Origin of the sequence: Ilyobacter sp., from assembly GCF_041583315.1 — a bacterium.
Taxonomy (GTDB): Bacteria; Fusobacteriota; Fusobacteriia; order Fusobacteriales; family Fusobacteriaceae; genus Ilyobacter.
The window spans coordinates 1-5,907 of record NZ_JBFHGC010000127.1; the positions used below are offsets into that span (position 1 = coordinate 1).

General features: G+C 37.4%; 4 protein-coding genes and 1 riboswitch. Of the genes, 2 read left to right on the forward strand and 2 right to left on the reverse strand.

The window, feature by feature from the left end; all coding sequences use genetic code 11:
* Positions 1-75: 75 nt before the first annotated feature.
* Positions 76-173: riboswitch (purine riboswitch) on the reverse strand.
* A 574-nt stretch (positions 174-747) separates the two neighbouring features.
* On the forward strand, positions 748-1,800 hold the full coding sequence (locus ABZA26_RS05895; protein WP_372713590.1) for a carbamoyl phosphate synthase small subunit: 1,053 nt from the start codon (positions 748-750) through the stop codon (positions 1,798-1,800).
* Between the two features lie 67 nt (positions 1,801-1,867).
* Positions 1,868-5,074: a carbamoyl-phosphate synthase large subunit gene (gene carB, locus ABZA26_RS05900; protein ID WP_372713591.1), complete on the forward strand. Its 3,207-nt coding sequence runs from the start codon at positions 1,868-1,870 to the stop codon at positions 5,072-5,074.
* 97 nt (positions 5,075-5,171) lie between these two features.
* Here the strand turns inward: carB and ABZA26_RS05905 are convergent, their stop codons facing one another.
* Entirely contained in the window at positions 5,172-5,693 is a 522-nt protein-coding gene (locus ABZA26_RS05905) for an NUDIX domain-containing protein (RefSeq protein WP_372713592.1), read from the reverse strand.
* 24 nt (positions 5,694-5,717) lie between these two features.
* The coding region (locus ABZA26_RS05910) for a hypothetical protein (RefSeq protein ID WP_372713593.1) at positions 5,718-5,907 on the reverse strand (190 nt) is incomplete at its 5' end.

Here is a 5,907-nt window from a genome sequence, read left to right on the forward strand (position 1 = left end):
AAACCCCCTTTCTCAAAAATCATAAAAATCCGACATTTCTCATACATGGAATGAAGTAAATGTCGGGACATGAATAAGTCCGGTCACTTCACCCATAGGAGCTAATTTTAGGTTAGCTGTAGAGACTCCCGACCATATTACGGGATTATACGAGTGTTATAAATTGCAAAATACTTTTCTACCAGGCCACTTTACCACGAAAAGTGACTTTTGTCAAAAAATAAAACATCTGTCTTATTATTATAGAAGGCCACAAGCCTTTAAAATCAAGGGATGAAAAAATTTGAAAATTACTGTGAGCAAGATTTTATTGTTTTCAGTATCTGCCGATACTTTCTATAAAAGTGTAAATCTGCTGTTTTTCAAAAAAATATTTTTCAAAAAAAATCTACTTAAATGCCGGTTCTAGTTGTGATTTATAAATTAACCGGAATTTTGGAGAAAGTTAAAGGTTGACAACAAGGTTTAGTTTTGATATAGTACTCCTTGATAATTTTTTTTAAAAAAAGGGGGAAAGCATGATGTTTGTTTATAAGAAAAAAACCATTATATCGCAATTTTTCTTTCCCATTAATATTTCCAATGTAATTTTAGATTTTCCAGTTGAGATATTCCTGTTAAATATCTCAAATATATTTATTTTTAATAATTATTTAAATTTTAGGAATAATGGCTGATTAATATAATCAGTTGTTATTCCTTTTTTTTTAGTAAAAAACACTTTATATATAAAGGGAGGATTATTTCATGAAGGCTAAGTTAATCCTAGAAAACGGAATGACTTTTGAAGGAAAGGCGTTTGGTTATTTCAAAGAGACTACAGGGGAATTGGTTTTTAACACAAGTATGACAGGTTATCAGGAGCTTCTTACTGATCCGTCTTATTATGGTCAGATTGTGGTTATGACCTATCCGCTTATAGGGAATTACGGTATAAACCTAGAGGACACAGAGTCAAACAGCGTAAAGGTGAGAGGTCTTATTGTGAGGGAAGAGGCAAAATACCCAAACAACTTCAGATGTGAGATGACTTTAGACGGGTACCTGAAGCAGCATAAAGTAATGGGGTTCAAAGGTGTGGATACAAGACATCTCACAAAACTCATAAGAGAGATAGGAACCTGCAAAGCCATCATAACAACTGAAGAGCTTACTCAGAAAGAACTCAAAGAAAAATTTAAAAATTTCTCCAATAAAAATGCTGTGGCAGAGGTTACGTGCCCGGAAAAATACATAATACCTGGTGAAGGAAAGAAAATCGGAGTAATGGATTTTGGGATAAAACAAAATATATTGAGATCTTTTGAAAAACGTGGATGTCAGCTCACTGTTTTTCCCTTTGGGACAAAAGCAGAAGAGATATTAGAGCATGATCTAGACGCAGTGTTTCTGTCAAACGGACCTGGAGATCCTGCAGACCTTACAGATACAATAAGTGAGATCAAAAAAATCATAGGGAAGATGCCTGTAATCGGTATCTGTCTGGGGCATCAGCTTCTGGCATGGGCTCTAGGCGGAACTACTATAAAGCTCAAGTACGGGCACAGAGGTGGTAATCATCCTGTAAAAGACTTGAATAAAAACAAGATTTTCATAACATCTCAGAATCACGGATATGTAGTGGATAAAATGCCTGAAGGGGTGGAAGTAACTCATGTAAACCTCAATGACAACTCTATAGAGGGAATGAAAAATGACGAACTCAAAGTAATGAGTATCCAGTATCATCCTGAAGCTTGTCCGGGACCTGAGGATTCGGGATATATCTTTGATGATTTTCTAGAAGTTATCGGTAAATAGCGAGACTGAAAAAATTGAGCAGATATTATTATAGAGATCAGATAAACGCACATTTTAGGAGGAAACCATGTTAGATAAATCAATAAAGAAAACCCTTGTAATCGGATCGGGGCCAATAGTAATAGGCCAGGCTGCTGAGTTTGACTATTCAGGAACTCAGGCTTGTGAAGCCTTGAAGCAGGAAGGTATAGAGGTCGTACTTATAAATTCAAACCCAGCCACAATAATGACAGACAGAGCAGTGGCAGATAGAATATATATAGAGCCTATCACCCTTGAGTTTGTAGAAAAAGTAATAGAAAAAGAGAGACCGGATTCTATTCTTGCTGGTATGGGAGGGCAGACTGCATTAAACATAGCAGTAGAACTTCATGACAGCGGGATTTTAGATAAATACAACGTAAGAGTAATAGGAACTCCCATTGATTCCATAAAAAGAGGAGAAGACAGAGACCTGTTCAGAGATGCAATGAAAAAAATAGGGGAGCCTACTATAGAAAGTAAAATAGTAGAAAACCTAAAAGACGGTCTGGAGTTTGCAGCACAGATCGGATATCCTCTTGTAGTAAGACCAGCCTACACTCTGGGAGGTTCGGGCGGAGGAATAGCCAACGATCCCCAGGAACTAGAAGATATACTTCTAAAAGGACTGAAACTTTCCAGAGTAGGACAGGTTCTTGTGGAAAAATCAATCCTGGGATGGAAAGAGGTAGAATACGAGGTAATCAGAGACCAAAACGGAAACTGTATTACAGTGTGTAATATGGAGAACATCGATCCTGTAGGGATACACACAGGAGATTCCATAGTAGTAGCTCCTTCTCAGACTCTTTCTGATAAAGAGTACCAAATGCTCAGAACTTCATCTATAAATATTATAAACGAGATCGGTGTAATCGGAGGGTGCAACGTTCAGTTTGCCCTCAATGCAAAATCTTTTCAATATGCTATTATTGAAATCAACCCTAGGGTGTCAAGATCGTCAGCTCTTGCATCAAAGGCAACAGGATATCCTATTGCCAGGGTAGCCACAAAACTTTCTCTAGGCTATACATTAGATGAAGTAAAGAATGAGGTTACAGGTCAGACTTATGCATGTTTTGAGCCTGCACTTGATTACTGTGTGGTAAAAATACCTAAGTGGCCTTTTGATAAATTTAAGAAAGCAGACAGAAAACTGGGAACCAAGATGATGGCTACGGGAGAAATTATGGCTATCGGAAATAACTTTGAGGCGGCTTTCCTGAAGGGAATAAGATCCCTTGAAATAGGACAGTATAACATGGAACATCCTGTGGCAAAAAAAATGTCCATAAGAGAGCTGAAAGATGCCGTTATGAGACCAGATGATGAAAGAATATTTGTAGCTGCAGAGATGCTGAGACGTGGATATGTAAAATCCAAGCTTCAGAAGATAACAGGAATGGACAAATTTTTCATGGAAAAAATAGAGTGGATCGTCAGACAGGAAGAACTTCTGAAAAGAATGACTCTGAAAGATATGGATATGTGTACTTTGAGAAACTTAAAGAAAAAAGGTTTTTCTGACAGAGGAATATCCAGTCTTATGAATGTAGCAGAGTCAGATATCATAGCCAAAAGAAAAGAATTTGGGATAAAGCCTGTGTACAAAATGGTAGATACATGTGCGGCAGAATTTGATGCAGTGTCATCTTACTATTATTCTACATATGACATGTATGACGAAGTAACTGTGTCTGACAGGAGAAAGATACTGGTTATCGGATCGGGACCTATAAGAATAGGACAGGGAATAGAGTTTGACTACTGTACAGTTCACAGCATAAAAGCCCTTCAAAAGATGGGAATAGAGACTGTAATCATAAATAATAATCCTGAAACTGTATCTACAGATTTTTCCACAGCAGATAAGCTATACTTTGAACCTCTTGTTACAGAAGATGTAATGAATATAATAGAAAAAGAACAACCTGAAGGTGTGGTTCTTCAGTTTGGAGGTCAGACAGCTATAAAGCTTGCCAATGACCTGGCAGCAGCTGGAATAAAAATAATAGGTACTTCTGCAGACAAAATAGATGAAGCAGAAGACAGAGAAAGATTCGAAGCTATGATGGAAAAGCTGGATATAAAAAGACCTAAGGGTAAGGCAGTCTGGACTATAGAACCTGGAATAGAGATAGCAAATACTGTCGGTTATCCAGTCCTTGTAAGACCATCTTATGTTCTAGGTGGACAGGGGATGGAGATATGTCATGACGAGTATAACCTGGTAAAATATCTGGAAGCTTCCTTTGACAGAGACCCTGAAAATCCAGTGCTTATAGATAAGTACCTAAACGGAATAGAGATAGAGATAGATGCCATATGTGACGGAGAGGACGTTCTTATCCCTGGAATAATGGAGCATTTGGAGAGAGCGGGGGTTCACTCTGGAGATTCAATCACAGTTTATCCTTCTAAGAATTTATACGAAGGAACAGAGGAAAAGATACTGGATTACGCTAAAAAAATAGCAAAAGAACTGCAGATAAGCGGAATGATGAATATTCAGTTTATCGCTTTTGAAAAAGAGATATATGTAATAGAGGTAAATCCGAGATCATCAAGGACAGTTCCTTACATCTCAAAAGTTACCGGAGTGCCTATGATAGAACTGGCTACCAAAGTAATGCTAGGGGAAAAGCTGGCAGATATGAAATACGGTACAGGGATCTATAAAAAACCGAATGTATATGCTGTAAAAGTGCCTGTATTCTCAACAGAAAAACTAGGGAACGTAGAAGTGTCACTAGGTCCTGAGATGAAGTCTACAGGTGAGGTGTTAGGAGTGTCTGAAAACCTAGACGAAGCTATCTATAAAGGCCTCGTGGGAGGATACAGACTGAGCCAGATAAAAGATAAAAATGTTCTTGTGACAATAAGAGATAAAGACAAAGAAGAATTTTTACCTTTTGCCAAAAGACTCATAGGACAGGGCTGCAAACTGTTTTCTACGGTAGGAACCCAGAAATTCCTTGAGGAAAACGGGATCACAGCGGTAAAAGTAAATAAAATATCTGAGGAAAATCCAAATATTCTGGATAAACTTAAGAACAGAGAGATAGACCTTTTGATAAATACTGCGACTAAGGCTAACGACGCCATGAGAGACGGATTCAGAATCAGAAGAACGGCCATTGAATACGGAGTCGAAGTACTCACTTCACTTGATACTCTAAACGCAGTTCTGAATATAATGGAAAAAAATATCCACCTAAAAGACCTGAAAGTATACGATATATCAAAAATATAGTTTCAAATATAATAATTTTAATAAAAAAACACCAGCCAAGCTGGTGTTTTTTTCATGGGGGAGAAAGCTGATATAAATCGCCACATCGACAGGCACCTTATTTTAAGAATTCTGATGCTATGAGCTCTAGTACATAAGTCTCTCTTTCGATGGAAAGACCCATTTTTTCGTCTTTTTGGGATATCACATCTCTGTTGTGAGCAATTGCTTCGTGAATATCTATCCAGTGAGGGCTCATTCCGTTTTTTATTTCATAATCCTCTAATTTTGATTCTCCTAGTTCTTCAGCTATATTGCATTTATAAAAGTAGGAGGTCATATGCATGAAGTCAAACTCTTCATAACGAACCGGCCTGAATTCCTCGTAGATACCATAATCATCAGTAACCTCTATATCTCTTGCACCTGTCTCCTCTACAAGCTCTCTTTTGAGTCCTTCCACCAGGTCCTCATGAGGTTCTACTCCCCCACCAGGGAAGCTGTAGTCGTTGTATCTCTTTGTGTAGAGAAGAAGTATTTTAGAACCATTCAGAATAATTCCTCTGGCCGCTCTTCTCTTATAGGGATTTCCTTCTAAACTGTTCAGACTGCTGTGGATTGATTTTTTTAATAATCTCATAAACACCTCTATAAAATAAATTATTTAACTTAAGTTACTTTTTGAAAGTAAATTACTGAATTTCTCCGAAAGGCTGTTACTTTTCCTTGATGAAAAGTAACCAAAAATCAAGGCCTGTGAAAAATAAGCTAAATGCCCTTGGAAATCCAAGAAAAAATCAAAACTCGCTTCGCTCAGACAGTTGATTTTTACTAAGGATTTCACTTCGGTCATT

What these genes read in the sequence shown, in the direction of transcription:
- ABZA26_RS05895 (WP_372713590.1), top strand. Translation starts at nt 748, where the DNA reads ATGAAGGCTAAGTTAATCCTAGAAAACGGAATGACTTTTGAAGGAAAG.
- carB (WP_372713591.1), top strand. Translation starts at nt 1,868, where the DNA reads ATGTTAGATAAATCAATAAAGAAAACCCTTGTAATCGGATCGGGGCCA.
- ABZA26_RS05905 (WP_372713592.1), bottom strand. Translation starts at nt 5,693, where the DNA reads ATGAGATTATTAAAAAAATCAATCCACAGCAGTCTGAACAGTTTAGAA.